The 24659-nt window shown below is 69.8% G+C and carries 19 protein-coding genes; 8 read left to right on the top strand and 11 right to left on the bottom strand.

Features of this window, described 5'->3' with window-relative positions; translation table 11 throughout:
- Both BLP73_RS01415 and BLP73_RS01420 read right to left on the bottom strand, forming a co-directional pair.
- The gene (locus BLP73_RS01415) at positions 1-2769 is read right to left on the bottom strand and encodes a [protein-PII] uridylyltransferase (RefSeq protein ID WP_090739726.1); all 2769 of its coding nucleotides are present in this window, start codon (positions 2767-2769) and stop codon (positions 1-3) included.
- Positions 2770-2795: 26 nt separating this feature from the next.
- Positions 2796-4004 carry a penicillin-binding protein activator gene (locus BLP73_RS01420; protein WP_090739727.1) on the bottom strand — a complete coding sequence of 403 codons (1209 nt, stop codon included), beginning with the start codon at positions 4002-4004 and terminating at the stop codon, positions 2796-2798.
- A 120-nt stretch (positions 4005-4124) separates the two neighbouring features.
- Here BLP73_RS01420 and rsmI point away from each other — a divergent pair, with 120 nt between their 5' ends.
- From rsmI to BLP73_RS01440, 4 genes are all read left to right on the top strand, one after another.
- Positions 4125-5030 carry a 16S rRNA (cytidine(1402)-2'-O)-methyltransferase gene (rsmI, locus tag BLP73_RS01425; RefSeq protein ID WP_090739728.1) on the top strand — a complete coding sequence of 302 codons (906 nt, stop codon included), beginning with the start codon at positions 4125-4127 and terminating at the stop codon, positions 5028-5030.
- Positions 5031-5147: 117 nt separating this feature from the next.
- Positions 5148-5471 (top strand): YraN family protein, encoded by a 324-nt coding sequence (locus tag BLP73_RS01430; RefSeq protein WP_245686494.1) that lies wholly within the window; start codon positions 5148-5150, stop codon positions 5469-5471.
- Between the two features lie 64 nt (positions 5472-5535).
- Complete coding sequence (gene gshB / locus BLP73_RS01435) at positions 5536-6486, top strand: glutathione synthase (protein ID WP_090739730.1); 951 nt, start codon at positions 5536-5538, stop codon at positions 6484-6486.
- Positions 6483-6851, top strand: a complete 369-nt coding sequence (locus BLP73_RS01440) for a YigZ family protein (RefSeq protein WP_090739731.1) — start codon at positions 6483-6485, stop codon at positions 6849-6851. The genes gshB and BLP73_RS01440 overlap by 4 nt, the downstream gene beginning before the upstream one ends.
- Positions 6852-6885: 34 nt before the next feature.
- Here BLP73_RS01440 and BLP73_RS01445 read toward each other — a convergent pair whose 3' ends face one another.
- From BLP73_RS01445 to BLP73_RS01455, 3 genes are all read right to left on the bottom strand, one after another.
- Positions 6886-7863, bottom strand: coding sequence for a zinc-binding dehydrogenase (locus BLP73_RS01445; RefSeq protein ID WP_090739732.1), 978 nt, complete (start codon positions 7861-7863; stop codon positions 6886-6888).
- An 88-nt stretch (positions 7864-7951) separates the two neighbouring features.
- Entirely contained in the window at positions 7952-8230 is a 279-nt protein-coding gene (locus tag BLP73_RS01450; protein WP_090740045.1) for a DUF6525 family protein, read from the bottom strand.
- An 11-nt stretch (positions 8231-8241) separates the two neighbouring features.
- Positions 8242-9456, bottom strand: coding sequence for a GTP-binding protein (locus BLP73_RS01455; RefSeq protein ID WP_090739733.1), 1215 nt, complete (start codon positions 9454-9456; stop codon positions 8242-8244).
- A gap of 101 nt (positions 9457-9557) precedes the next feature.
- On the opposite strand from BLP73_RS01455, the gene BLP73_RS01460 reads away from it, so the two are divergent.
- Together BLP73_RS01460 and BLP73_RS01465 are read left to right on the top strand one after the other, a co-directional pair.
- Positions 9558-11429, top strand: coding sequence for an ABC-F family ATP-binding cassette domain-containing protein (locus BLP73_RS01460; RefSeq protein ID WP_090740047.1), 1872 nt, complete (start codon positions 9558-9560; stop codon positions 11427-11429).
- A 93-nt stretch (positions 11430-11522) separates the two neighbouring features.
- Positions 11523-12248 (top strand): MipA/OmpV family protein, encoded by a 726-nt coding sequence (locus BLP73_RS01465; protein WP_090739734.1) that lies wholly within the window; start codon positions 11523-11525, stop codon positions 12246-12248.
- On the opposite strand, the gene BLP73_RS01470 is transcribed toward BLP73_RS01465, so the two are convergent.
- From BLP73_RS01470 to BLP73_RS01480, 3 genes are all read right to left on the bottom strand, one after another.
- The gene (locus BLP73_RS01470; RefSeq protein WP_090739735.1) at positions 12245-13048 is read right to left on the bottom strand and encodes an undecaprenyl-diphosphate phosphatase; all 804 of its coding nucleotides are present in this window, start codon (positions 13046-13048) and stop codon (positions 12245-12247) included. The genes BLP73_RS01465 and BLP73_RS01470 overlap by 4 nt on opposite strands.
- A gap of 78 nt (positions 13049-13126) precedes the next feature.
- Positions 13127-16252: an efflux RND transporter permease subunit gene (locus BLP73_RS01475; RefSeq protein ID WP_090739736.1), complete on the bottom strand. Its 3126-nt coding sequence runs from the start codon at positions 16250-16252 to the stop codon at positions 13127-13129.
- Between the two features lie 4 nt (positions 16253-16256).
- Positions 16257-17471 (bottom strand): efflux RND transporter periplasmic adaptor subunit, encoded by a 1215-nt coding sequence (locus BLP73_RS01480; RefSeq protein ID WP_245686495.1) that lies wholly within the window; start codon positions 17469-17471, stop codon positions 16257-16259.
- A 99-nt stretch (positions 17472-17570) separates the two neighbouring features.
- Between BLP73_RS01480 and BLP73_RS01485 the strand changes: the two genes are divergently transcribed.
- Positions 17571-18158 (top strand): TetR/AcrR family transcriptional regulator, encoded by a 588-nt coding sequence (locus tag BLP73_RS01485; protein ID WP_090739737.1) that lies wholly within the window; start codon positions 17571-17573, stop codon positions 18156-18158.
- 21 nt (positions 18159-18179) lie between these two features.
- Here BLP73_RS01485 and BLP73_RS01490 read toward each other — a convergent pair whose 3' ends face one another.
- Both BLP73_RS01490 and BLP73_RS01495 read right to left on the bottom strand, forming a co-directional pair.
- Positions 18180-21590: a chemotaxis protein CheB gene (locus tag BLP73_RS01490; protein WP_090739738.1), complete on the bottom strand. Its 3411-nt coding sequence runs from the start codon at positions 21588-21590 to the stop codon at positions 18180-18182.
- The gene (locus BLP73_RS01495; RefSeq protein ID WP_090739739.1) at positions 21583-22125 is read right to left on the bottom strand and encodes a PAS domain-containing protein; all 543 of its coding nucleotides are present in this window, start codon (positions 22123-22125) and stop codon (positions 21583-21585) included. Before BLP73_RS01495 ends, BLP73_RS01490 begins: the two co-directional genes overlap by 8 nt.
- A gap of 227 nt (positions 22126-22352) precedes the next feature.
- On the opposite strand from BLP73_RS01495, the gene BLP73_RS01500 reads away from it, so the two are divergent.
- Positions 22353-23837, top strand: a complete 1485-nt coding sequence (locus tag BLP73_RS01500) for an inorganic phosphate transporter (protein ID WP_090739740.1) — start codon at positions 22353-22355, stop codon at positions 23835-23837.
- Here the strand turns inward: BLP73_RS01500 and BLP73_RS01505 are convergent.
- Complete coding sequence (locus BLP73_RS01505) at positions 23834-24652, bottom strand: alpha/beta fold hydrolase (RefSeq protein ID WP_090739741.1); 819 nt, start codon at positions 24650-24652, stop codon at positions 23834-23836. The genes BLP73_RS01500 and BLP73_RS01505 overlap by 4 nt on opposite strands.
- Positions 24653-24659 lie beyond the last annotated feature (7 nt).

Here is a 24659-nt window from a genome sequence, read left to right on the forward strand (position 1 = left end):
CTATGCCTCTGCCCGTTTGGCCCCGTCGGCAATCGCCGCGCGCAGCTTCTTTTCCAGCGACTCGCGTTTCGAGGCGCTGTGCAATTTCAGGCCGAACATATCCTTGACGTAGAAACTGTCCACCACCTGAGCCCCGAAGGTGGCAATGACCGCGCTGACGATCTGGATGTGGTTGGCCGCCAGCGTCCGCGTCAGGTCATAGAGCAGGCCGGGGCGGTCGCGCGTGTCCACCTCTATGATGGTGTAGATGTCGCTGCCCTCGTTGTCGAAGGTGATATGCGTCGGGAAGCGGAACTCGCTGTTGCGCTTCTTGGGCTTGTCGCGGCTGGCGAAGGCCTCGCGCGCGACGATTTCGCCGGCGAGGGTGCGCAGGATGGTCTGGCGCAGGCGCGGCAGGCGGTCCTCGGCGAAGGGGTGACCCTCGGCGTCCTGCACCCAGAAGACGGCGGTCGCGAAGCCGTCGCGGGTCGTGTAGGTGCGCGCGTCCACGACGTTTGCGCCGGTCAGCGACAGCGCGCCGGCGAGGCGCGAGAAGATGCCGGGATGGTCGGCCAGCACGAAGGCGGCGCGGGTGGCGTCGCGATCGTGGTCGGCGCGCAGCTCGATGCGGATCTCGTCCGGGCCGATGCCGCGCAGCATCTCGGCGAAGCTTGCCTGCGTGTGGGTCGGAAGGCCCGGCCAGTAAGCGTCGTAGTGGCGGCCCAGCTCGGCCCGAATCTCGCGCATGTCCCAGCCCTTGGCGATCAGCATGTGCCGGAGGCTGCGCTTGGCCTCGGCCTGCCGGCGGTCTCGGTTCAGCTCTTCGAGGCCGTTTTCCAAGGCCGCCGCCGTCTCGCTGTGCAGCTTGCGCAGCAGCATGGCCTTCCAGTTGTTCCACGTCCCCGGCCCGACGCCGCGGATGTCGCAGACGGTCAGGACCAGCAGCATGTCCAGCCGCCGCCGGGTCTTCACCGCCTTGGCGAAGTCGCGCAGCGTGCGCGGGTCGCTGATGTCGCGCTTCTGCGCCACGTCCGACATCAGCAGGTGATTGCGGACGAGCCACTCGATCGTCTCGATCTCGTCCCGCTCCAGCCCGAAGCGGGTGGCGATGCGGCGGGCGATGTGCGCGCCGAGAATCGCGTGGTCCTCGGGCCGGCCCTTGCCGATGTCGTGCAGCAGCGTCGCCAGATAAAGGACGCGCCGGTTCAGCCCCGCCACCTGCATGATTTCGGATGACAGGGGCAGGTCCTCGGGATGCTCGCCCCGCTCGATCTCGGCCAAGGCGGCGACGCATTGGATCGAGTGCTCGTCCACCGTGTAGTGATGATAGTGGTTGAACTGCATCATCGCCACGACCGGCTCGAATTCCGGGATGAAGGCGGCGAGAACGCCCAGCTCGTTCATCCGGCGCAGGGCGCGCTCGGGGTTTCCGTGCTTCAGCAGCAGGTCCATGAAGATGCGGATCGCCTCGGGGTCGGTCTGCACATGCTCGTCAACCAGGTCCAGGTTGGCGGCGACCACGCGCATCGCGTCGGGATGGATCAGGATGCTCGCCCGCAGCGCCTCCTCGAAGAGGCGCAGGATGTTCAGCGGATCGGCGAGGAAGCTCTTCTCGTCCTCGATGGAGAGGCGCCCCTGCTTGTCCACGAAGCCCGGCCGCATCTTCTTGCGGCGCCGGAACAGGCGCCCGATCAGCGGGGCGCTGCGGACATGGCGGGCCTCCAGCTCGGTCAGGAAGATGCGCGTCAGCTCGCCAACGCGGGTCGCGTGGCGGAAGTAGTGCTGCATGAAGTATTCGACGCCGCGCCGGGCGGGACCGTCGGCAAAGCCCATGCGGCGCGCGACCTCGACCTGCATGTCGAAGGACAGCACATCGACGGGCCGGCCCGCGATCAGGTGCAGGTGGCAGCGCACGGCCCAGAGGAAATCCTCGGCCTGCCAGAAGGCCTGATGCTCGTCGCGGGTGAAGACGCCAAGGTCCACCAGCTCGACCGCCCGGTCCACGCGGTGGATGTATTTCGCAATCCAATAGAGGGTCTGGAGGTCGCGCAGGCCGCCCTTGCCCTCCTTCACGTTCGGCTCGAGCACGTAGCGCTGGCCGCCCTGGCGCGCGTGGCGGGCAGCGCGCTCCTCGAGCTTGGCCTCGATGAATTCGGGGACCGTCCTCTCGAACAGCTCGGACCAGAGGCGGTGGCGCAGTTCCTCGGCCAGGGGCGCATGGCCGGTCACCAGCCGGTGTTCGACCAGCGAGGTGCGGATCACCATGTCGCTTGCGCCGAGGCGCAGGCAGTCGTCCACGCTGCGGATCGAGTGGCCGATCTTCAGCTTCAGGTCCCACATCATGTAGAGCATCGATTCGACGACGCTCTCGGCCCAGGCCGTGATCTTCCAGGGCGTCAGGAACAGCAGGTCGACATCCGACGAGGGCGCCATCTCGGCCCGCCCGTAACCCCCGACCGCCAGCACCGCCAGCCGCTCGGATTCCGACGGTGAGCGCTGCGGGTGCAGGCGCGTCGTGGCGACGTGATGGACGGCGGTCACCAGCCCGTCGGTCAGGCTGGCGATGGCGCGGACCGTCTCGCGCGCGGCGCGGGGGTGGCTGGAAAAGCCCGCCTCGATGTCGGACATGGCGCGGGCGCGCTGCTCGGCCAGCAGCTCGACGGTCAGCTGGCGGATGCGCCGGGCGTCGGTCTCGCCCGCCAGGTGCTGGTCCAGCAGCGGCAGGAAAGTCGCGGGCTCGAAGATGTCTGCGGCGCCGGGCAGGGCCGGCGCGCTCTGGATCTGGGTCATGGGCTTGCCGGGTGCCGGAGGTTGGATCAGGAGCCGAGGCCGCGGCTGCTGCGCGGCGCGGGATCGAGGATCACCAGCTGCCCGCCGCGGATCGTCGCGACCGACAGGCCGCGCTGGATCGTCCCGTCGCGCTGCAGGCGGAAGACGCCGCCGACGCCGGCAAAGCCCGCGCGCTGCGTCAGGCCCGTGGTGGTCAGCGCGTTCGCCCGGCCCGTCCGCGCGAGCGAGGCAACGGCCGCGACGCCGTCATAGGCGAGGAAGGCCAGCGGATGCGGCGCCTCGCCATGGGCCTGGGCATAGCGCGTCTCGAACTGGCGCAGCAGGGTCTGGTCGGGGATGGCGAACCAGCCCTCGGCCAGCTGGGCCATGCGCAGGCGCTCGGCCGGCTGGTCCCACCGCGTCAGGCCCATGAACTGCGTGACCTGAGAGGTGACGCCGGCGGCCGCCAGGCGCTCGGTCAGGTAGGGCAGGACGGCCTGGTTGTTGCCGGTCATGAAGACCGCGTCCACCTGACCCGAGCGGGCGGCGGCGGCGATGCGGGGCGTCGCCGCATCGACGCCGCTGATCGAGACGGGGTGATTCGTCCGCCCCGCCAGCCGCGCGCCCTGCCGGGCGATGGCCCGCTCGATGGCGCGGCCGCCCAACTGGCCGGCGACGTCATCCTCGGCCACGACATAGACGTTGCGCTTGCCCTGCGCGAGGCCGTAGCCGACCAGCCGGTCCGCGACATTCTCGAAGCTGTTGCCCAGGATGAAGACGTTGCCGCCCGCGACCTGCGTGTTGTTGGACAGCGACAGCACGTTCACGTTGCGCGGCAGCATGGCCGCGCCGACGGCGTTGGCGGCATCCGCGAAGAGCGGCCCGACGATGATCTGCGCCCCGGCATCCACGGCGGCATTGGCCTGCGCCACGGCCTGCGCGGTTGAGCCGGCGGTGTCGTAGAGCCGGAGGTCGATGCTGGCCCCCTGCGCATCGCCTGCCGCCATCCGCGCGGCGTTCTTGAGGCTGCGCGAGAGCCATTCCAGATCCGCCGACCCACTGCCCGCCGGCGCCAGCAGCGCCACCCGCACCGGCTGGCCGGGCTGGATCAGCTGGCCGATCTCGGGGCCGCCGGTCTCTTCGGCGCCGCCGACGGGATCGCAGGCGGCAAGCAGGAAGGCGGAAAGCACCGCGCCCGCGCGCAACAGAAGACGTCTCGGACCAGTGAAGGGCCGGGTTGTGGCGGATGCGAACATGTGAAACTTCCCTGCAAGAGGCATTGTCGGACGGCAGCAGTGCCTGCAGCCTAGGGTCTGGCCCCTGCCTTGGCAATCTGGGCCGTGGCCACCCACCCGGCGCCCGCCACAGGAGGCAGCATGAGCGAACAGGCCCCCCGCATTCCCGAGCCCGCTCGCCGGCTTTCGGCGCATGTCGAGGCGGCGCGGCTCGATCCCGGCCTCTACCTCGTCGCGACCCCGATCGGCGCGGCGCGCGACATCACCCTGCGGGCGCTTGACGTGCTGAACAGCGCCGACATGCTGGCGGCCGAGGACACGCGCGTGCTGCGCCACCTCATGGACATCCACGGCATCCCGCTGCGCGGCCGCCGCATCATCGCCTATCACGACCACAACGGCGACCGCGCCCGCCCCGCGCTTCTGTCAGCCCTGGCCGGCGGCGCCAGCGTCGCCTACTGCTCGGATGCCGGCACCCCGCTGGTGGCCGATCCCGGATACCGCCTGGCGCTGGACGCGGCAGGGGCGGGGGCGCGGGTCCATGTGCTCCCGGGACCTTCGGCCGCGCTGGCGGCGCTGAGCCTGTCCGGCCTGCCGAGCGACCGCTTCCTGTTCCTCGGCTTTCCTCCGGCGACCTCCGCGGCGCGCCAGACATGGCTGCGGCAATGGCTGGCGGTGGATGCGACGCTGATCCTGTTCGAAAGCCCCCGGCGCGTTAACCGAACATTGGGGGACTTGTGCGAGATTGCCGGGGAACGGGTTACGGTCGTGGCGAGGGAGCTGACGAAGAAGTTCGAGGAGGTGATCCGCGGCAAGGCGGCGGATCTCGCGGCCGATCCCGCGCTCGAGACGCTGAAGGGCGAGGTCGTCATGGTGATCGACCGACCCGGGACCGTCGTGCACGACGATGCGCGGGTCGAGGAGGTTCTGCGGCGCCATCTCGCCGAGCTGTCGGTGAAGGACGCGGCACGCGAGGCCGCGAAGGAGCTGGGTCTGGCGCGGCGCGATCTCTATCAGCGCGCGCTCGAGATGGCCCGCAAGGATTAGCGCCGCAGGCGCGAGGGAGGGACGAGGATGGGGCTTCACGTCAGGGACATCACGGCCGGCGCAGCCGTTTCCGTTGCGCGCCGGCAGCGCGGCCGGCTCGCCTACGCATCCGGAACGATGGCCGAGGACGCCGTCCTGCGCCACTACCTGCGCCACGGCGCTGAGCTTCTGGCCAGCCGGTGGCGGGGCGGCGGCGCCGAGATCGATCTGATCCTGCGTCAGGGCGAGGACATCGTCTTCGTCGAGGTGAAGAAGGCGGCCACGCATGCCGTGGCGGCCGAGCGGCTCGGCCGGGCGCAGATGGACCGGATCTGCCTTGCTGCCGGGTGCTTCTGCGACAAGGCCGGCATCTCGCCCCTGACGCCGATGCGCTTCGACGCGGCGCTGGTCGACGGGCTGGGCCGGGTCGAGATCATCCCGAACGCCTTCGACGCCTTCTGATCCGGTCCCTTGCATCCCGCCGGTCTCCGCGCGACAAGATCACGCTGAAACTCGGAGATCCGGCATGAGCCTTTTCGTCGCCTTGCAGATGGACCCGATCGAGCATGTCTCGGTCACCGCCGACAGCACGTTCCGCATCGGCCTCGAGGCCGAGCGGCGGGGGCACCGGCTGTTCCAGTACACCGTCGACCAGCTGCGCTACGACGAGGGGCGGGTGATCGCGCGGGGCCGGCCGGTCACGCTGCGGCCGGTGGCGGGCGATCACGTCACCTTCGGGGACTGGGCGGAGATCGAGCTGACCGAGTTCGACGTCGTCTGGCTGCGCCAGGACCCGCCGTTCGACATGGGCTATGTCACCTCGACCCATCTGCTCGACCGCGTCCGCGACCAGGTCATGGTGGTCAACGATCCGTTCTGGGTGCGCAACTGCCCCGAGAAGCTGATGGTCCTTGACTTCCCTGACCTGACGCCGCCCACGATGATCGCCCGCGATCCGGCCGCCCTGCGCGCCTTCCGCGCCCGGCACGGCGAGATCATCGTGAAGCCGCTCTACGGCAATGGCGGCGCGGGCGTCTTTCACATCAAGCCGGGCGATCCCAACCTCGCCTCGCTGCTCGAGACCTTCGCCGGCATCAACCGCGAGCCGATGATCGCGCAGAAATACCTGCCGGCAGTCGTCCAGGGGGACAAGCGGATCATCCTGGTCGATGGCGAGCCGGTCGGCGCCATCAACCGCGTTCCGCAGGAAGGCGAGGCCCGTTCCAACATGCATGTCGGCGGGCGCGCGGAAAAGATCGGCATCACCGAGCGCGAACGCGAGATCTGCGCGCGGCTTGCCCCGGTGCTGCGCGACAAGGGCCTGATCTTCACGGGCATCGACGTCATCGACGGCTGGCTCACCGAGATCAACGTGACCTCGCCCACCGGCATCCAGGAGCTGGAGCGTTTCGACGGCACCAACGCTGCCGAGGCGATCTGGGTCGCCATCGAGCGCCGGATCGCGGCGGGCCGGTGAGCCTTCAGGTCTTTGACGGGATCATCAGCGACCGCGGCTCGCGCTATGCCGTCTCGGGCGGACCTGCCGCCAGCCGGGCCGCCGCGGACGCGCTGCTGGCGCAGCTGACCGCGCGCGGCCGCTTTCGCAAGGCGACGCATCACAGCTGGGCCGCCATCTTCGCCGCCGGTCCTGTGCGCGAGGACGATGGCGAGGCCGGCGCCGGGCAGCTGATCCTGCAGATGCTGGAACGGGCCGAGCTGCGGGACCATGTCGTCATCGTGACCCGATGGTATGGCGGCAAGGAGCTAGGCGGCGACCGCTTTCGCCATGTCGCCGCCGCGGTGCGCCATTATCTGGCGGAGACGCAGCCGAAGACCGGCTGACCCCGCCACCTTCAGCAAGCCGATGTGCGGGCCGTCAGGGGCGGAACATGATCTTGCCGCTGCGGCCGGGGCTGAGGCTGGCCCGGACCGCCTCGGCCGCCTGGTCCAGCCCGAAGGTGCCGCCCGAGGTCAGGGACAGGCGCCCGTCCATGACGAGGCCGATCAGCTCGGCGAACATGCGCTGCCGGTCCGCCTCGGGCGTGGCGGGCATCACCTTCGCGCCCCAGAAGCCCTTCACCGTCAGCTGCTTGAAGATGATCGGGCCGGTCGGCAGCTGCAGCGGCTCGCCGGTCATCGAGCCGAAGGTGACCAGCAGCCCGTCCTCGCTCAAGAGCTCGACCAGCCCCCCGGCGACCTCGCCGCCGACCGAGTCGACCGCGGCGCGGGCACCCTCGGGTCCGACGATCTCGCGGGCGCGCTTCAGCCAGTCCGGATCGTCCGTGCCGAGCGTGTCGAGATTGCCGGCCGCCGCCAGCTCTTCGGCGGCCTCGGCGCGGCGCACGAGGTTCAGGACCTTGATCCCCCGCGCCTCTGCCAGCACGCTCAGGATCTTGCCGACGGCGCCGTTGGCGGCGGTCTGGATGACGCGGTCGCCCTCCTTGACGCCCAGAAACTCGAGCAGGGTGATCGCGCTGAAGGGCATGGCGATCAGCTGCGCGGCGGCCTCGTCCGGCATCCCCTCGGGCACCGGAATGGCGGCGGCGGCGGGGGCCAGCGCGAACTCGGCCCAGGAGCCCTTCAGCCCTGCGACCGCGACGCGGCGGCCGACCATGGCCGGGTCGACATCGGGTCCGACGGCCTCGACCGTTCCGACCGCCTCGCTGCCGCCGGTAGCGGGCAGGTCCGGGCGCACGCCGTAGCTGCCGCGGATCGTCCACAAATCGTGGTTGTGGATCGGCGACAGGGTGACGCGCAGCAGGATCTGGCCGCGGGCGGGATGGAGGTCGGGGATCTCTGCGAGGGAGAGGACCTCGGCGGGATCGCCGAAGGTCTCGTGGCGGACGGCGCGCATGGCGGCTCCTTTGTCATTCGTCATTTCCGTCCTCGCGATCTGGGGGCTGCCGCGGCCGGATGCCAGTGCCGCCGCCGCTGACGCAGGGTCAGCCTCGGGTCTTCAGCTCGCGCTCCAGCGCCCGCAACTCGGCCGCCGTCAGCGCCGCCAGCGCCTCTGGCTCGGAGGCGCCGCGGGCGCGCAGGCGGGACCAGAGGCGCAGGCAGGAGGCCGGCGACCACGGCAGCGCGGCAGCCGCGAGCCAGGCGCGCAGCGGGCGAGGCAGGGCGTCGAAAGCCGCCATGGGATCGGCGCACCGGCTGCGGCGGCGGAGCGCGACATGGCCCAGGTTGCCACCTGCCTGGTCCGCCCGGACCCGGCGTGCCATGCCCGCGCGCATCAGGCGGCCTCGGCGGCGCGGCGCCAGAGGGGGAACGGGTCGGGCAGGGCGGTCCAGCCGGCCGGGTTCTCGCCCCATTCCTCGCCCAGGAGGCATGCGTCCAGGCGTGCCCGGATATGATCCTCGTCCATGCCTGCGCCGATGAAGACCAGCTCCTGCCGGCGGTCGCCATAGGGCTCGGCCCAGTGCTGCTGCAGGTAGCGCCGCCCCTCGGGATGGGTCGGCCAGCGATCCTCGGGCACCGAGGCCCACCATTGCCCGAGCGGGCGCACGCTGGAGAGCGCGCCGGCCAGCGAGAATTCAGCCACCCAATCGGGCCGCGTCGCCAGCCAGAAATGGCCCTTGGCGCGGATGACGCCGGGCAGGGCGCCGTTCAGCACCTCGTGGACCTTGCGCGGCTCGAAGGGGCGGCGGGCGCGGTAGACGAAGGAGGTGACGCCGTATTCCTCGGTCTCGGGGATGTGCTCGGCGAAGCCGTAAAGCTCCTTCGCCCACATCGGGTGCTGGTGCGCGCGCTCGAAGTCGAAGAGGCCGGTGTCCAGGATCTGCGCGGCAGGCACGCAGCCGTGGTCGGTCTGGAGGATGCGCGCATCGGCGTTCAGCGCCCGGATCACCTTGAGCGCCGCATCGACCGCCGAGCGGCCCGCGTCGCTGCATTTGTTCAGCACGATGACGTCGGCGAACTCGATCTGGTCGGTCAGCAGATCGACCAGCGTCCGGTTATCCTCATCGCCCATGACCTCGCCCCGGTCGGCGAGGAAGTCGTGGCTGGAGAAGTCGCGCAGCAGGTTGACCGCGTCCACCACCGTCACCATCGTGTCCAGCCGCGCCACGTCCGACAGGCTGGCGCCGGTCTCGTCCGCGAACTCGAAAGTGGTGGCGACGGGCAGCGGCTCGGAGATGCCCGTCGATTCGATCAGAAGCTGGTCGAAACGGCCGGCCTCGGCCAGGCGGCGCACCTCGACCAGCAGGTCCTCGCGCAGCGTGCAGCAGATGCAGCCGTTCGACATCTCGACCAGCGTTTCCTCGGCCCTCGCCATGCCGCCCTCGGCGCGCAGAAGGTCCGCGTCGATGTTCACCTCGGACATGTCGTTGACGATCACAGCGACGCGCCGCCCCTCGCGGTTGTTCAGCACGTTGTTCAGCAGCGTCGTCTTTCCGGCGCCCAGAAAGCCCGACAGCACGGTGACGGGAAGGCGGTTGTCTTTGCTCATGGCGTGTCCCCTCTGGAAGTAGCGATAGCGTTATAGTATCACATATCTATAATCAAGACGGACCATTGACGGGCCTGCGGGGATGGGCCATGCCCGGCGCCATGCTGCGCATCGATGACATCACCTATTCCATCCAAGGCCGGCCGCTGTTTTCAGGGGCCAGCGCCACGATTCCCTCTGGCCACAAGGTCGGCCTCGTCGGGCCGAACGGGGCCGGCAAGACGACGCTGTTCCGGCTGATCCGGGGCGAGCTGTCGCTGGACGGCGGCGCGATCGAGCTGCCCTCGCGGGCGCGGATCGGCGGCGTTGCCCAGGAATCCGCGGCGACGGGCCGCTCGGTGCTGGACACGGTGCTGGACGCCGATGCCGAGCGCAGCGCGCTGATGACCGAGGCGGAAACGGCGACCGACCCGCACCGCATCGCCGAAATCCACGGCCGGCTGGCCGACATCGACGCCTGGTCGGCCGAGGCGCGGGCCTCGACCATCCTCGGCGGGCTCGGCTTCTCGACCGAGGATCAGGGGCGGCCGACCAGCGACTTCTCGGGCGGCTGGCGGATGCGCGTGGCGCTGGCCGGGGTGCTCTTCGCCCAGCCCGACCTTCTGCTGCTGGACGAGCCGACGAACTATCTGGACCTCGAGGGCGCGCTGTGGCTGGAGGGCTATCTGGCCCGCTACCCGCACACCGTCATCATCATCAGCCACGACCGCGACCTGCTGAACCGCGCGGTGGGGCATATCCTTCATCTCGAAGCCAAGCAGCTGACGCTCTATACCGGCGGCTATGACGCCTTCACCAAGGCGCGGGCCGAGAAGCGGGCGATCCAGGCGGCCGAGGCGCGCAAGCAGGCCGACCGGCGGGCGCATCTTCAGGCCTTCGTGGACCGCTTCAAGGCCAAGGCCAGCAAGGCCCGGCAGGCGCAGTCCCGCGTGAAGATGCTGGCCAAGATGGAGCCGATCACCGCGCCCGAGGAGGCCAAGTTCCACCGCTTCACCTTCCCCGCCCCCGAGGAGCTGTCGCCCCCCATCGTGGCGATGGAAGGCACGGCGGTCGGCTATGACGGGCGCGCGGTGCTGCGCAAGCTGTCGCTCAGGATCGACCAGGACGACCGGATCGCGCTTCTGGGCCGGAACGGGCAGGGCAAGTCCACCCTCTCGAAGCTGCTGGCCGAGCGGCTGGTCGCGATGGAGGGTCATGTCACCCGCTCGTCCAAGCTGCGCGTCGGCTACTTCGCCCAGCACCAGGTGGACGAGCTGCACCTGGACGAGACGCCCTTGGACCATGTCCGCCGCCTGCGCCCCGACGAGGGGCCGGCGCGGCTGCGCGCCCGGCTGGCGGGCTTCGGCCTGATGGAGGCGCAGGCCGAGACGAAGGTCAAGGCGCTGTCGGGCGGGCAGAAGGCGCGGCTGTCGCTGCTGATCGCGACCATCGACGCGCCGCATCTGCTGGTTCTGGACGAGCCGACCAACCACCTCGACATCGAAAGCCGCGAGGCGTTGTCGCTGGCGCTGAACGACTATCCAGGCGCGGTGGTGCTGGTCAGCCACGACATGCACCTGCTGGGCCTCGTCGCGGATCGGCTGTGGCTGGTCAAGGACGGCGACGTGGCGCCGTTCGAGGGGGATCTGGACGATTACCGCCGCTTCCTCCTGACCGGCGAGACGCAGGCGAGGCCCGCGCGCGAGCCTGCCCAGCCCGACGCCCAGAAGCCTGCGCCGACCCCGCGCCGCTTGCCGCGGGACGAGGTCCTGTCGCTGCGCGCCGAGGTGCGCAAGGCCGAGGACCGCGTGCAGAAGCTGACCGAGATGCTGGAGAAGCTGGACGCCAAGCTGGCCGATCCGGGCATCTACCAGAACCCGGCGGAGTCGGGGAAATGGAACCGCAAGCATGCCGAGGCGCGGCAGGCGATGAAGCGCGCCGAGGCGCTGTGGCTCGAGGCGCTGGAGAATCTGGAGATGGCCGGGCAGCCCTAGCTGTTGCGGAAATGTGCCGCAGCGCGGCGTAATGCGCCGTTGCGGTTGCCGCTGCGGCAGCTTCAACCTATCTCTTGGGACAACCAACCGGGAATGACGATGAACAAAGCTCTGGCGCTGGCCGCGACGGCTCTTCTGGCTGCCACTCCGCTGCACGCGCAGGGGATGCTGGATCTGTCGCTGGATATTGGCGGCGGGGTCGAGCTGGGGCCGAGATATCCCGGCTCGGACGAGGGGCGCACCAGTCCTTGGGTCATCTTGCGCAACGGTGCCGACGCGGACGGGCAGGGCTTCACGATCAGCCCCTCCTTCGGCTTCAAGGGCGGGCGCGACAGCGGCGACGACGACGCGCTGGCCGGCCTTGACGAGATCGACCGCACGGTCGAGCTGGGCCTGCGCCTCGGCTACGGCATCGGCCCGGTCGGCGCCTATGCAACGCTCCGCCGCGGCTTCGGCGGGCACGAGGGGATCACCGGGGCCGTTGGGGCGAAGTACCGCACCGAGCTGTCGCCTGAACTGACGCTGTGGTCAGGCGTGCAGGCCGTCTATGGCAACGGCGCCTTCAACGACACCTATTTCGGCGTCACCGAGGCCGAGAGCGCCGCGAGCGGCCTGCCCGAAACCAGCGTCGGCAGCGGCTTCAACGAGGCGGCGCTGACCTTCGAGGCGCGCTATGCCGTCAGCGACGCGACATCGCTGCTGGGCGAGGTCCGCTATGCCCGCCTGATCGGCGACGCGGCCGACTCGCCCGTCGTGCAAGAGGAATACCAGCCCTCGCTGCGGCTCGGGCTGGTGCGCCGCTTCTCCTTCGGCTTCTAGCTGTAGGCGATGGCCAGCAGGGCCGTGCCCAGCACCATCCGGTAGACCACATAGGGCGTGAAGCTGACGCTGCGCAAAAGCCGCATCATCAGCGCCAGCGCCGCGATCGCCGCCACAAAGGACAGCGCGGCCGCCACAGCGCCGTCCAGCAGCATCTGCCGGTTCGCCTCGCCCGTGACCTCGCCCGCCATCAGTGCGGCCGAGGCGGTGATGGTCGGGATCGACATCAGCATCGAGATCCGCGCCGCATCCTTGCGCCCGTAGCCGAGGCTGCGCGCCCCCGTGATCGCCGCACCCGAGCGCGAGGTGCCCGGGATCAGCGCCGCCGCCTGCCAGAAGCCCATGATCACGGCGTCCCTGAGGCTCCAGCCGGCGGTGGTCTTCTCGGACGCGCCTTGCCGGTCGGCCCAGTAGAGCAGGATGCCGAAGCCGATCATCGTCCAGCCGATCACCGCGACCGAGCGCAGCGCCTCGACCATGCCGGTGAACTTCAGGACCGCCCCCGCGATGACCACCGGGATCGTCGCGACGAGAAGGCCAAGCGCCAGGCGCGCGCCCGGCGTGTCCACCCGCCCGCGCGCCAGCCGCGGCAGGCCCGCCAGCCCCTCGGCCACGTCGCGCCAGAAGAAGAGCACCACCGCCGCGAGCGAGCCGACATGCACCGCCACGTCGAGGACCAGCCCCTGATCCTCGAGGCCGGAGAGCTGCGGCAGAAGGATCAGGTGGCCCGAGGAGGAGACCGGCAGAAATTCGGTGACGCCCTGGATCATCGCGATCAGGGTCAGGTGCAGCATGGTCATGACGTCCCTCGTTCAGGCTTTGCCCGCAGCCTTACGGCAAATGCCCATACATTTGAACCGGCGCGGGGCCGAAAGCCTTCAACTCTCCGCTGGTCTCGCCGGCACGGCGCGTCGCTTGGTCCTCTGGGTCAGGGTCATGACCGCGACGTAGAAGACCGGGACCAGGAAGATGCCGATGGCGGCGGCCGAGGCCATCCCGCCCAAGACCCCGATCCCGATCGAGTTCTGCGCCCCCGCGCCCGCGCCCGAGGCGATGGCCAGAGGCAGAACGCCCATTATGAAGGCGAAGGTCGTCATCAGGATCGGCCGCAGGCGCTGGCGCGACGCGATCAGCGCCGAGTCGATCAGCGACTTGCCAAGCGCGCGCTGCGCCTCGGCGAACTCGACGATCAGGATGGCGTTTCGGGACGCCAGCCCGATGGTCGTCAGCAGGCCGACCTTGAAGTAGACGTCGTTCGACTGGCCGAACCACAGGGCTGCGGCCAAAGCGCCGAGGATGCCGACCGGCACCGTCATCATTACCGCGAGGGGCAGTGACCAGCTTTCGTAAAGCGCGGCCAGCGCCAGGAAGACGACCAGCGCGGACATGGCAAACAGCAGCGGCGCCTGGTTGCCCGACAGCCGTTCCTGATAGGAAAGGCCCGTCCAGGCGGTGCCGTAGCCGCCGCCGAGATCCGCGACCATCTCCTCCATCGCCGCCATCGCGTCGCCCGAGGACAGGCCCTGCGCCGCCGCGCCCGACAGCGACAGCGCGCGGGTGCCGCCATAGCGGGCCAGCGCCTTCGGCTCCTGCTCCCAGACCTGGTCCGAGAAGGCGCCGAAGCTGACCATCTCGCCGTTGCTGTTGCGGGCATACCAGCGGTTGATGTCCTCGGGCTGGCTGCGGCTGGCGGCCTCGCCTTGCACGATCACCGGGCGCAGGTCGTTGCCAAGGGCGAAGTCGTTCACCTCGCGGCCCGCGAAGATCACCGAAAGCATCGCGTTCACCTCGGGCACGGAGAGGCCAAATGCCGCCGCCTTCTGCTGGTCGATCTGCAGCTTGAGGCTGGTCTGCGTGGCCGACTCGTTGCCGCGGATGCCGGTGACGCGGCCGTCGGCCTGCGCCGTCGCGACCAGCCGGTTGGCGGCCTCGGCCAGCGCGTCCTGCCCGGCGCCCGTCTGGTCGATCAGGTACATCTCGAAGCCCGACGAGGTGCCCATTCCCTGGATCGCCGGCGGTTGCAGCACGAAGATCTGCCCCGAGCGGTTGGTCATGAAGAAATGCCCGTTCGCCCGCTGGACGAGCGAGGCGATGTCGAACCCCTCGCGCGCCTCGTAATCGCGCAGCTTCACGAAGACCATCGCGTTGTTCTGGCCCGACCCGCCGAAGCTGAAGCCGAGCGCGGCGAAGACGGATTCCACCGTGTCGCTTTCCTCGTTCAGAAGGTAGCTCTCGACCTTCTCGACCAGCGCCTGCGTCTGCTGCGTGGTGGACCCGTCCGGCCCCTGGATGATCACCAGGGCGACGCCCTGATCCTCGTCCGGCAGGAACGAGCCGGGCAGGCGGTCGAACATCGCGAAGACGCCGTAGCCGATGGCGACGAGGATCAGCAGCATCCGCAGCGGGCGTTTGACCATGCGCCCGACGATCCCGACATAACCGTTGGTCGCCCGGTCGAGGTTGCGGTTGAACCAGCGGGCCGGGGCGAATTTCGCCTCGCCATGCGTGCGGGCCTTCAGAAGGCTGGCGCACATGGCCGGGGTCAGGATCACGGCGACGCCGAGCGACAGGACCATCGCGGTGATGATGGTGATCGAGAACTGGCGGTAGATCACGCCCGTCGCCCCCGACATGAAGGCCATCGGCAGGAACACCGCCGACAGGACCAGCACGATGCCGACCAGCGCGCTGGTGATCTCGTCCATGCTCTTTTCGGTCGCCTCGACGGGGCCGAGGCCCTCTTCCTCCATCACCCGCTCGACGTTTTCCACGACCACGATAGCGTCATCGACCAGAAGGCCGATGGCGAGGACCAGCGCGAACATCGTCAGCGTGTTGATCGAATAGCCCGCGACCGACAGGACCGCGAAAGTGCCCAGCAGCACGACCGGGATCGCGACGACGGGGATGATCGTCGCCCGCCAGCTTTGCAGGAAGACGAGGATGACCAGGAAGACCAGAACCACCGCCTCGGCGAGCGTGTGGTAGACTTGGTTGATCGACTCCTCGACGAAGGGGGCGGTGTCGTAGGGATAGACGATCTCGACACCCTCGGGCAGGGCGCCCGCGAGGGCTCCGATCGTCTCGCGCACCGCCGCCGCCGTGTCGACGGCATTGGCGCCGGTGGCGAGGTTCACCGCGAAGCCCGCCGCAGGGTTGCCGTTGTGGCGCGAGGCGCCGCCATAGCTTTCCTGCCCAATTTCGATCTCGGCCACGTCGCCCAGAAAGACCGTGGCGCCGTCGGGATCGACGCGCAAGAGGATGCGCTCGAACTCCTCGACGGTCGAGAATTGCGACTGCGCGCTGACGGACACCGTCAGGCGCTGCCCCTCGGCCGTCGGCTGCGCGCCGAGGCTGCCGACGGTGACGTTGGTGTTCTGCTGGGCGACGGCACTGGTGATGTCTGCGGGGGTGACGCTGTACTGGACCATCTTCATCGGGTCCAGCCAGATGCGCATCGCGTAGCCCGCCCCGAAGGTCTGGATCGAGCCGACGCCGGGCGTGCGCTTCACCGGGTCCTCGATCAGCTGCGAGATCAGGTCCCCCAGCTCGACCGTGGAGTAGCGCCCGTCGGGCGAGGTCAGCGCGCCGACCAGAAGGATCGAGCTGGTCGAGCGGGCGACCTGCACCCCCTGCTGCTGCACCACGTCCGGCAATTGCGAGGTGACCAGCTGCAGCTTGTTCTGCACCTGCACCTGCGCGATGTCCGCGTCCACGCTGTCGTCGAAGGTCAGCGAGACCGAGGCCGAGCCTGGCGTCGAGTTCGACGTCATGTAGATCAGACCGTCGATCCCGGTCATCGCGTCCTCGATGACCGAGGTCACCGACGAGGCCACGATCTCGGAGGAGGCGCCGTTATAGGCGGCGCTCACGCGGACCGTGGTGGGCGAGATCTGCGGATACTGCTCGATGGCGAGGCTGGAGAGGCCGAGCGCCCCGACCAGCATCGTGATGAGCGCGATCACCCAAGCAAAGACCGGGCGGTGGATGAAGAAACGGGCCATGCGCCTACTCCGCCGGGGCTTGCGCGGTGGCGGCGGGCGCCTCGGCCGGGGCGGCGGCGGGCGTCTCGGCGGGCGGCAGCTCGCGCACGACGCCGTTCTCGTCGAAGGTCACGGGAACGGTGACGACATCCATCCCTTCGGCCAGGCCGGCAAGCCCGTCCACCACCAGCGTGTCGCCCTCGGCAATGCCATCGGTCACGATCCACTGGTTCTGGTAGCTGCCATCCTCGGTCAGCTGGCGCTGGCTGGCCTTGCCGTCCGCCACGACCCAGGCCGTCAGGTTGCCGATCTTGTCGCGGCTGGTCGCGGACTGCGAGACGAGGAAGGCCGAGGACCGCCCCATCTCGACCTGCCCGCGCAGGAACATGCCCGGCAGGATCAGCCCCTCGGGATTGTCGAAGCGGAATCGGCTGTCGATGGAGCCGGTCGAGGTCGAGACGGTGACGCCCGGCGCGACCAGCTCGCCCGCAGCCTCGTAGACCTGCCCGTTTTCAAGCGTCAGCGTCGCGCGCAGCTCGTCGTTCAGCTGCAGGCGGCCGGCGCTGATGTCGTCCAGCACGGACAGGAAGCGGGACGAGGGTTCGTACATGTCCACCTCGATCGGGTCGAGCTGCGTCACGCGGGCCAGCTCGGTCGCCTGGCCCGCGGTGACCAGGTCGCCGACCGAGACCTCGGCGATGCTGGCGATGCCCGCGATCGGGCTTGTGATGGTCGTCCAGCCCAGCTCGGCCTCGGACAGGCGGCGCGCGGCGTCCGCGGCCTCGACACTGGCCTGCGCCTGCTCGAAGCTGGCGCGGGCCGTCTCGACCTGCGCCTGCGTCGAGCCCGATCCCAGCAGCTGCTCGGTCCGGCGGAAGGCCGCCTCGGCCTGGGTCAGCTGCGCGCGGGCCGAGGCCAGCTGCGCCTCGGCGCTGGCGAGGTTCGCCTCGTAGGTGGTGGCCTCGATGCGGAACATCGGCTCGCCCGCCGCGATGGCACGGCCCGGCTGATAGAGGATCTCGGTCACGATGCCGCCGACGCGGGGCCGGATCGCCGCCGCCGCCGCGGCGACCGCGCGGCCGGGCAGGGTGATGATGCGCGGCACATCCTGCCGCGCGACCTGGACCACGCCCACCTGCTTCGGCGGCATGCCCTGCGGCTGCGCCGCGGCCGGCAGGCTGCCCATCAGCAGCACGGCCACTGCCGCGCCCGTCCATGTCCAACCGTCGCGCATCGCCATCCATCTCCGCTGAGTCGCCGCAGCCAGCGGCATCCGCAGCAGCCATTGCACACTGTTGCAGTCTGTGCAATGTTTGCGGGACTTGAAGCAAGGATTTTCATGAGCAGCGATCTTCGCGAGCGGCGGCGCCGCCAGACGGCGGACGACATCCAGCGGGCCGCCCTTCGGCTGGCACTGCGCTGCGGCTTCGAGGCGCTGACGACCGAGGCCATCGCCGCCGAGGCCGGGGTCAGCCCCCGGACCTTCTTCAACTATTACGCCAACAAGCAGGCCGCCCTCCTCGGCCGCCCACCCCGGATGGATGCGGACGAGGCGTGCTGGATCGTCCATTCCGACGCGCCGTTGCTGGACGACCTGGTCGCGCTGCTGACCGGGCTGGTCGAGGACGGCGCGCGCCTGGATCGCCCGAAGATCCGCATGGTGCGGCAGGTGCTGGACGCCTCGCCCGAACTGGAGCCGCTGTTTCACGACATGCTCGAGGGCAACACGCGGGTTCTGGCGGGGCTGTTGCAGCAGCGGCTCGGCATGGACGCGCCGGCCGAGGCCGAGCTGATCGCGGGCCTTGCCACCGGCGCGCTGTCCCATGCGGTCAGGGACTGGGCCTCGGCCGACGACCTGCCGGCGGCCGAGATCAAGGTACTGCTGCGGCGGCGGCTTCAGGCCGTGTGCCGCCTGCTCTGCGCCTGAACCGCGAGGGCGCCTTCAGGCTCAGAAGCAGAAGCGGGTGATGCGCCGGTCGGGCAGCTGCTCGACCGACAGCTCGGCGTCGAGCTGCGCCGCCGCCCCCTCGAGCAGCGTCGAGCCGAAGCCGGGATCGGACTCGCTGATCTGCTGCGGGCTGGTGTAATCCTCGATCCAGCGCAGCTCGACATGGTCCTCCGTCAGCTCCCACTCGACCCTCAGCCGGCCGGGCAGGGCACCGAGGACGCCATACTTGAAGGCGTTGGTCGCCAGCTCGTGGAAGATCAGCGACAGCGGCACGACCTTGGCGGCGCGGACCGAAACCTCCGGCCCCTCGATCGACACCTTCGCGCCGCGATAGGGCTCGAGCGTGGTGCCGACCAGCTGATCCAGCCGCGTCTCGGACATCGCGCCGCGCCGCGTCGTCAGGCTGTGCGACTGCGCCAGCGCGTTGATGCGGCCCGAGACCTCCTCGGCCAGGGTCTCGGGGGACTCGGCATGGCGCGACGCCATCCGCAGCATCGCCGAGATCTGCGTGAAGAGGTTCTTCACCCGGTGGTCCATCTCGGAGATCACCGCCTCGCGCAGCCGCGCCGCGCTTTCCACGGCGGTCACGTCCAGAAGCACGCCCAGCACCTGCGTCGCGTCGCCGCTGCCGACGCTCTCGCCCGCCGCCGCCAGCCGGATGTCGGACCGCCCCTCGCCCGAGGGCGAGATGATCCGCCGCATCGAGCCGCCCTCGGCGCAATGGGTGAGGTCGGCGATCAGCGCCTCGCGGTCCGCAGGGGCGATCAGCGCGGCGAAGGCAGGCAGGGGAAGCGCAGCGGTCTCGCCGATGCCCAAGAGGTCCGAGCTGTCGTCGATCGTCAGCTTGCCCGCCGCGGCGTCATACTGCCAGACCGCGATCCGGGCCAGCTTGCGCACCGATTTCAGCCGCTCGTCCTGGCGCTGGACCGCCTCGCGCAGGTCGCGCAGCGCGGTCACGTCCTCGAAGACCAGCATCGCGCCCTCGGTGTAGCCGTCCTTGCTGCGATAGGGCTTGGCATCGACGCGCCAGACGCGGCCGCCGCTCGGCTCGACCAGCTCGGTGCCCTGCGCCTCGCCGGTGGCGACGACCTCCTGCGCCATCTGCTCCAGCAGGTTCGAGGCGAAGACGTTCGACACGTCGGCCAGCGGCCTGCCCTGGTCCGAGCGGCGCAGCGGGAAGATCTGCGCCGAGGCGGCGGTGAAGTTGCGCACGCGGATGTCGCGGTCCACGACGAGGAGCGGGATCTTGGTGGCCGAGAAGAAGTTCTGCAGATCCGAATTCGCCGCCGTCAGGTCGTCCACTTTGGACTTCAGTTCGTCGTTGACGGTGCTCAGCTCCTCGTTCGTGGACTGAAGCTCCTCGTTCATCGACATCATTTCTTCGTTCGAGCTTTTCAGCTCCTCGTTCGCGGTCTCCAGCGCCTCGACGGTGCCGCGCAGCTCGGCCTGCGTCAGGCGCAGCTCCTCCTCCAGCCGCTCGGTCCGGGTCTCGCTGGTCCTGAGATCCTCGAAGCCGCCGAACTCGTCGAGGTCGCGGATCATCGAGCCGTTGTCCTGGAACACCATCAGCAGCGAACGGTCGGGCAGCGGCTCGACGAACAGCGTCACCGGCTGGCTGCCCATCTCGGAGCGGGCCTGCAGATCGCGCATCACCACGGGACGGTTCGAGGCCGTCACCTCGCTGAGGGCCGAGACGACCGCGTCGCGCAGGCCGGGATGCATGATCGAGGAGATGAGCTGGGGCTTGCGGGCCGCGGGATCGACCGACAGGTAGCGGCCGAGCCGTCCCGCCGTCCACAGCACCTCGCCCGCGGCCGAAACCTGCAGCGTGGCGGGGGCGTAGCGGTCCATGAGCCGCTTGCGGGCGGTCGCGGCGGCATCCCGCCCTTCGCTCGAGGATGGCTGCCGGCCCGCGCCTGCGCCCGTCTCGCCTTCCGGGGCGCGCCGGGCCAGCGGCAGGTCCAGCGGCAGCCGCGCGGGCGAGGCGTCGCGGCGGAAGAGGCGCGCCGAGCGGTCCAGCTCCTCGAACCGTCCGGCCTCGCGGCGCACGCCCTCGGACGGGCCGAGGAACAGGTAGCCCTCGGGCCGCAGGGCGTAGTGGAACAGCGGCAGGATGCGCGACTGCAGGTCCTCGTCCAGGTAGATCAGCAGGTTGCGGCACGAGATCAGGTCCACCTTGTTGAAGGGCGGATCGCGTACCAGGCTGTGCATCGAGAAGCGGACTCGGTCGCGCAACTGCGAGACGACCTGCATCTGCGCGCCCCGGTGGATCGTGTAGTCGCGGCGCAGCGGCTCGGGGATGTCGGCCAACGCGCTGGAGGGGTAGGTACCGCCGCGCGCGATCTCGATCATCTTGCGGTCGATGTCCGAGGCCAGCACGACGAAGCGCGGCCGCTTGCCCGCCGCGCGCATCTCGGCATCCACGAGCATCGCGATGCTGTAGGCCTCCTCGCCCGAAGAGCAGCCGGGCACCCAGACCCGGATGTCCTCTTCCCCGGCGGCGGCGACCAGCGGGCGGATCGCCTTGACGCGCAGCGTCTCGAACATCTCGGCGTCGCGGAAGAAGCGGGTGACGTTGATCAGGAACTCGTTGAGCAGCGCGTCGCATTCCGCGTCGTTGCCCATCAGGTGGGCAAGGTAGTCGCGCGTGCTGGCGATGTTCAGCACCTGCAGGCGCCGGCGGATGCGGCGGATCAGGGTGGACATCTTGTAGCCGCAGAAGTCGTGGCCCGTGCGCTCGAGAAGGTGCTGGCAGATGCGCCTTGCGTCGGCCGTCACCACCTCCTCGGCCAGCTCGGTGTCGCTGGATTCGAAGAACTGCAGGATCGTCGGCACGATCCGGTCGGGCGGCAGCACGAAATCGACAAGACCCGTCGCCTCGGCCGACAGCGGCATGCCGTCATAGCGCGCGGTGCTCGGCTCCTGGACCACGCAGATGCCGCCATGCTCCTTGATCGCGCGCAGGCCGAGCGTGCCGTCCGCGCCGGTCCCCGACAGGATTACGCAGGCCGCCGCCGGCCCGCAATCCTCGGCCAGGCTCTCGAAGAAGTCGTCGATCGGCCGGCGCAGCCCGCGCGGCTGGTCGAAGGACGTCATCCGCAACCGGCCGTTCGAGATCAGCATCCGCGCGCCGGGCGGGATCGTGTAGACATGGCCGCGCTGAAGCTCCAGCCCGTCCCAGGCCTGCTGCACGCTCAGCTCGGTGCGGCGGTCCAGAAGCTCGGCGAGGACGCTCTCATGCGTCGGGTCGAGGTGCTGGATCACCACATAGGCCGCAGGATCGTCCCGCCGGGCCGAGCGCAGCAGCTCGTGCAGCGCCTCCAGCCCCCCGGCCGATGCACCGATCGCGACGACCGCGAAGGCGGGCCGTGCATCCAGCTGCGCCGTGGGCGCTACCGAGGCATCATTCATCGCGCACCGTCAGCCGTGCCAGGGTGCTGATCGAGCGCGCGATCAGGGCAGCCGAATCGTTCAGCGTCATGCCGAACTGCCCCGCGGTCTGGCGCAGGTCGCTGAGCGCGCCCACCAGCAGCTTGTCGTTCTGCGCGATCGCCTGCGCCTCCTCGGCGGCGGTCGCGTCGAATTGCGAGGCGATGACATAGCGCAGTCCGCCGTCGCCGTCGCGCAGCTTCGACATGAAGACGAGATTGGTGAAGGTCGTCCCGTTCCGGCGCTGGTTCAGCACCGGGAAGCGCCCGTCCTCCTGCGCCTCGTCCCTGAGGAAGTCGGACATCGCGGCCACCTGCGCCCGCGGCGTGTCGGGCGTCTGCAGGAAGCGGCAGTTGCGCCCCTCGACATCGGACGCCTCGTATCCCGTCAGCTTCAAGAAGCCCTTGTTGACCATGACCAGCGGCATGTCGCCATGGCCATCGGCCACGCAGAGCGCGATGTTCGAGCGCTGGATCTGCGCCAACAGCCGGTCGGAAAGCGTTTGCTCTGCGTGCATGAAAGTCCCTGGTGGCCGGTCCCTGAATGCTGATCCGCCCTTATGTGCGATGCTAAACCTATTGCACGATATGTAACAAGCCTCGGCATGAAAACGTGATCGGCTGCGGCGCTGCGTCGCGGTTGCGCGCAGGCCTGTTCGTGACGGTCACGTAACGGCTTCACGACGGTTGATCCGCAGGCGCCGGCAGCATAGGCAGCGCCTGCGCAACGCGAAAAGGACGCCTCATGGCCCAGAAGGACCTGGAACTCCGCCATCTCGACACGCTGGACCGCGATCTCGGCCGCTTCTCGACGCTGGAGCTGACGACGGCGCTGGTCGGGCGGCCTCTGGTGGCGCCGGGCGTCGCGCTGGTCTTCCTGCTGGCCGCGGGGCTGACGGCCGCGCTGATCTTCGGGCAGGCGAACAATGCGATGATCGTGATCGCCGCCGCCATCTTCGGCGCCTACATGGCGCTGAACATCGGCGCCAACGACGTCGCCAACAACATGGGCCCGGCCGTGGGGGCGAACGCGCTGACCATGGGCGGCGCCATCGCCATCGCCGCCATCTGCGAGACGGCGGGCGCGCTGATTGCCGGCGGCGACGTGGTCGGCACCATCTCGCGCGGGATCGTCGCGCCCGAGGCGATCGGCGCGCCCTCGGTCTTCATTTGGGCGATGATGGCGGCGCTGCTGTCCTCGGCGCTGTGGGTGAACCTTGCGACCTGGATCGGCGCGCCCGTCTCGACCACCCATTCCGTCGTGGGCGGGGTGATGGGGGCGGGAATCGCGGCGGCGGGCTTCTCGGCCGTCAGCTGGCCGACGATGGGCGCCATCGCGGCCAGCTGGGTCGTCTCGCCGCTTCTGGGCGGGATCGTCGCGGCGGGCTTTCTGTGGTTCATCAAGGCGCGCATCATCTATCGCGACGACAAGATCGCCGCCGCACGGGTCTGGGTGCCGGTGCTGGTCGGAATCATGGCCGGCAGCTTCTCGGCCTATCTGGCGCTGAAGGGCCTCAGCCGGGTCGTCTCGCTGAACATGGGACAGGCGCTGATGATCGGGGCAGGGGTCGGGCTGGCGGTCTGGCTGGTGATGATCCCGGTCATCGCCCGCCAGTCGCGCGGGCTCGAGAACCGCAACAAGTCGCTCAAGGTCCTTTTCGGCATCCCTCTGGTCGTCTCGGCCGCGCTGCTCAGCTTCGCCCATGGCGCCAATGACGTGGCGAACGCGGTCGGGCCGCTGGCCGCCATCGTGCAGGCCTCGCAGACGGGCAGCACGACGGGCGCCATCTCGATCCCGCTCTGGGTCATGCTGATCGGGGCCTTCGGGCTGTCCTTCGGCCTGTTCCTCTTCGGGCCGAAGCTGATCCGCATGGTCGGCAGCCAGATCACCAAGCTGAACCCGATGCGTGCCTTCTGCGTGGCGCTGTCGGCGGCGCTGACCGTGATCCTGGCCAGCTGGCTGGGCCTGCCGGTCAGCTCGACCCATATCGCGGTGGGCGCGATCTTCGGCGTGGGCTTCTTCCGCGAATGGGACGCCGAGCGCCGCCTGCGCCTTTCGGGCGAGGCCGTCCCCGAGCGCCCGCGCCTCGGCGAGGGCGAGCGGCGGCGCCGCAAGCTGGTGCGCCGGTCGCATGTGATGACCATCGCGGCGGCCTGGGTGATCACGGTGCCGGCGGCCGCGCTTCTGTCGGCCGGGGTCTTCCTGGTGATGGTACGCCTGGGGGGTTAGGCGCCGCAGGCCGTCAGCCAGGCGCGGATCGCGGCCAGCGCCTCGGGCTCGTCGAGCCAGGGGATATGGCCGCGCCCGGGCACCTCGGCGCGGATCAGGTCGGGCCGGCGGCGCTGCATCTCGTCCGCCGTCTCGGCCGTCATCAGGTCCGAGTTCGCGCCCCGGATCAGCGCGACCGGAAGCCCTGCCGTCGCCTCCCAGAGCGGCCAGAGATTCGGCGCCTCGCCTTGGAAGGCCGCGAGGAACGCCTCGCGCAGCGACGGGTCATAGGTGATGCGCAGCCCCTCGGGCGTCTCGGTGAAGTGCCGTTGCACGTCCTGGAGCCAGCGCCCCTCGGGCACGTCCGAGAAGGCCGTCATCAGCGCCGGCATCCGCGCGGCCAGTTCGGCATGGCTCTGCGCGGCGGGGTTGCGGCCGACATAGTCGAAGATCGCCTCCAGCCCCTTGCGCGCGATCTCGGGGCCGACGTCGTTGAGGCAGAGGCCGAGCAGCCGGTCCTTGGCCGTCGCCGCCAGGAACAGCCCGTTCAGCCCGCCGCGCGAGGTGCCAAGCACCGCCGCCCGGTCGATTCCCAGGTGATCCAGCAGTTCCACTGCGTCGCGGCTCTCGCGCGGGACGGTATAGGTGGCGGCGCCCGTCCAGTCCGAGGCGCCGCGGCCGCGATAATCTATGCGGATCATCCGCACGCCCGCCAGATGCGGCGCGAGGTAGTCGAAGTCCGACATGGAGCGGGTCAGCCCCGCGAGGCAGAGGACGGGAAGCCCCGTCCCCTCGTCCGAGAAGGCGATCCGCGCGCCGTCGCTTGCCGTGAACATGCCGCCA

The organism is Paracoccus tibetensis (assembly GCF_900102505.1).
GTDB lineage: Bacteria > Pseudomonadota > Alphaproteobacteria > Rhodobacterales > Rhodobacteraceae > Paracoccus > Paracoccus tibetensis.